Genomic DNA, 1,873 nt, shown 5'->3' with positions numbered 1-1,873 from the left:
ATCTGACCGCCCCTCCGGCACGAGCCTGACGCGTTTCCGATGCCGCAACGCAACGGCGCCTGTCCGGCTGCGCGTAGCTGGCGCGCTCTGTCGAGGTAGCTGCGGGCGGCTTCTAGGTTGAACGGTGTCCGTAGTGGAGTCCAGCGGTCCACTTCCGGCTCGTCGAACAGCTCGACCATGGTCGGGAGGTCGTCGTCAGTCCATTCCCGCAGTACCAGCCCGTGCCCGTCGATCCTGATGCGGTTGGGGAAGCGGTTGTCATGTCGTGGCGCGGTCACGGTCGTTCAGGCCCCTTTGCTGTGGTGGAGGTGAGGGGCCGCCAGGCGGCGTCGCGCAGCAGCCGTAGGCCGTTGAGGCCGACGATGATGGTGGAGCCTTCGTGGCCGGCGACGCCGAGTGGGAGCGGAAGGTGGCCGAATAGGTCCCAGCCGACCAGGACTGCGATGAAGGTGCCGGCGATGGTCAGGTTGGCGGTGACCAGGCGGCGGGCTCGGCGGGATAGGTCGATCACGCCGGGGATGGTGGTCAGGTCGTCGCGGATGATGACGGCGTCGGCAGTGGCGACGGTCAGGTCGGCGCCGGAGCGGCCCATGGCGATGCTGGTGTGGGCGGCCGCGAGCGCGGGTGCGTCGTTGACGCCGTCTCCGACCAGCAGCAGCCGGTGTCCGGCTGCGGCTTGCCGGTGAACCTCGTCGACTTTCTGCTCCGGCAGGAGTTCGGCATGGACGGTGCGGATGCCGGCCTCGTCGGCGATGCGGCGGCGGCGGTGTGGTTGTCGCCGGTCAGCAGCAGCGGTCCGGCTGCGGTCAGGGCGCTCAACGCGCTGATGGTGGCCGACCCGGCCGCCGTGATCGGCGGGCTACCGCCCGACCCGCGGCCGCTGCCCAGCGTCGCCCACTACGACGAACTCCTCAAACTCCGACGACCACCGTCCCCGCCCGTCAGCGGGCCGCCCGCCAACCCTGGAAGAGTGTCATGACCAGCAGCCTCGCCCAACGCGGACGCGCCCTGACCGAACAGGCCGCCGACGCCGCCATCGACTCCGCCTGCCGCGCCCTGCGGCTACCGACCCTGCGCAGCCGGTTCGCCGACGTCGCCGACACGGCGAAACGCCAGCAGTTGACCTACCGAGGCTTCCTCGCCGAGCTTCTCCTCGCCGAGTGCGACGATCGAGACCGGCGCCGCTCCGAACGACGCATCAAAGCCGCCGGCTTCCCCCGCGAGAAGTGGCTGCAGGACTTCGATTTCGACGCCAACTCCACCGTCAACCCGGCAATGATCCACACCCTGGCCACCTGCGCCTGGGTCCGCAACGGCGAACCGCTGTGTTTGATTGGCGACTCCGGCACCGGGAAATCGCATCTTCTGATCGGTCTTGGCGCCGCCGCGATGGCCGGACACCGGGTCCGGTACGTCATGGCCGCGAAACTCGTCAACGAACTCGTCGAAGCCGCCGACGACAAGCAGCTCACCAAGACCATCGCCCGCTACGGCCGGGTCGATCTGCTCTGCATCGACGAACTCGGCTATATGGAACTCGACCGGCGAGGTGCCGAACTGCTGTTCCAGGTCCTTACCGAACGAGAAGAGAAGAACAGCGTCGCCATCGCCTCCAACGAGGCCTTCTCCGGCTGGACCAAAACCTTCACCGACCCACGGCTGTGCGCTGCGATCATCGACCGCCTCACCTTCGGCGGCAACATCATCCAAACCGGCACCGACTCCTACCGACTCGCCCGCACGAAGACTCAACTCGTCACACAGGCATCAACACGAGACTGACCGGCGCAGCAGCGACGCATCCCATACCCAGGCTAGTGCCTCGTCATGCAGCCTTGAACGGGTAATCCGGGTGTCGGATCTTGGAGTTGAT

General features: G+C 67.5%; 4 protein-coding genes. 2 read left to right on the top strand and 2 right to left on the bottom strand.

Annotated features, from left to right (window positions below; genetic code table 11):
* Both ACFP2T_RS31560 and ACFP2T_RS31555 read right to left on the bottom strand, forming a co-directional pair.
* The coding region (locus ACFP2T_RS31560; protein ID WP_377428201.1) for a GNAT family N-acetyltransferase at positions 1-278 on the bottom strand (278 nt) is incomplete at its 3' end.
* Entirely contained in the window at positions 275-712 is a 438-nt protein-coding gene (locus tag ACFP2T_RS31555) for an HAD family hydrolase (protein WP_377428203.1), read from the bottom strand. The genes ACFP2T_RS31555 and ACFP2T_RS31560, both read right to left, overlap by 4 nt.
* Between ACFP2T_RS31555 and ACFP2T_RS31550 the strand changes: the two genes are divergently transcribed.
* Together ACFP2T_RS31550 and istB are read left to right on the top strand one after the other, a co-directional pair.
* Positions 662-979: a hypothetical protein gene (locus tag ACFP2T_RS31550; protein ID WP_377428199.1), complete on the top strand. Its 318-nt coding sequence runs from the start codon at positions 662-664 to the stop codon at positions 977-979. The genes ACFP2T_RS31555 and ACFP2T_RS31550 overlap by 51 nt on opposite strands.
* Positions 976-1,782: an IS21-like element helper ATPase IstB gene (istB, locus tag ACFP2T_RS31545; protein ID WP_377428197.1), complete on the top strand. Its 807-nt coding sequence runs from the start codon at positions 976-978 to the stop codon at positions 1,780-1,782. Before ACFP2T_RS31550 ends, istB begins: the two co-directional genes overlap by 4 nt.
* The last annotated feature ends 91 nt before the right edge of the window (positions 1,783-1,873 follow it).

Origin of the sequence: Plantactinospora solaniradicis (assembly GCF_042658085.1) — a bacterium.
Lineage (GTDB): Bacteria > Actinomycetota > Actinomycetes > Mycobacteriales > Micromonosporaceae > Plantactinospora > Plantactinospora solaniradicis.
Note: the sequence above shows the minus strand (reverse complement) of the source record. Positions and strands in the feature narration are given on the sequence as shown.

What these genes read in the sequence shown, in the direction of transcription:
- istB (WP_377428197.1), top strand. Translation starts at nt 976, where the DNA reads ATGACCAGCAGCCTCGCCCAACGCGGACGCGCCCTGACCGAACAGGCC.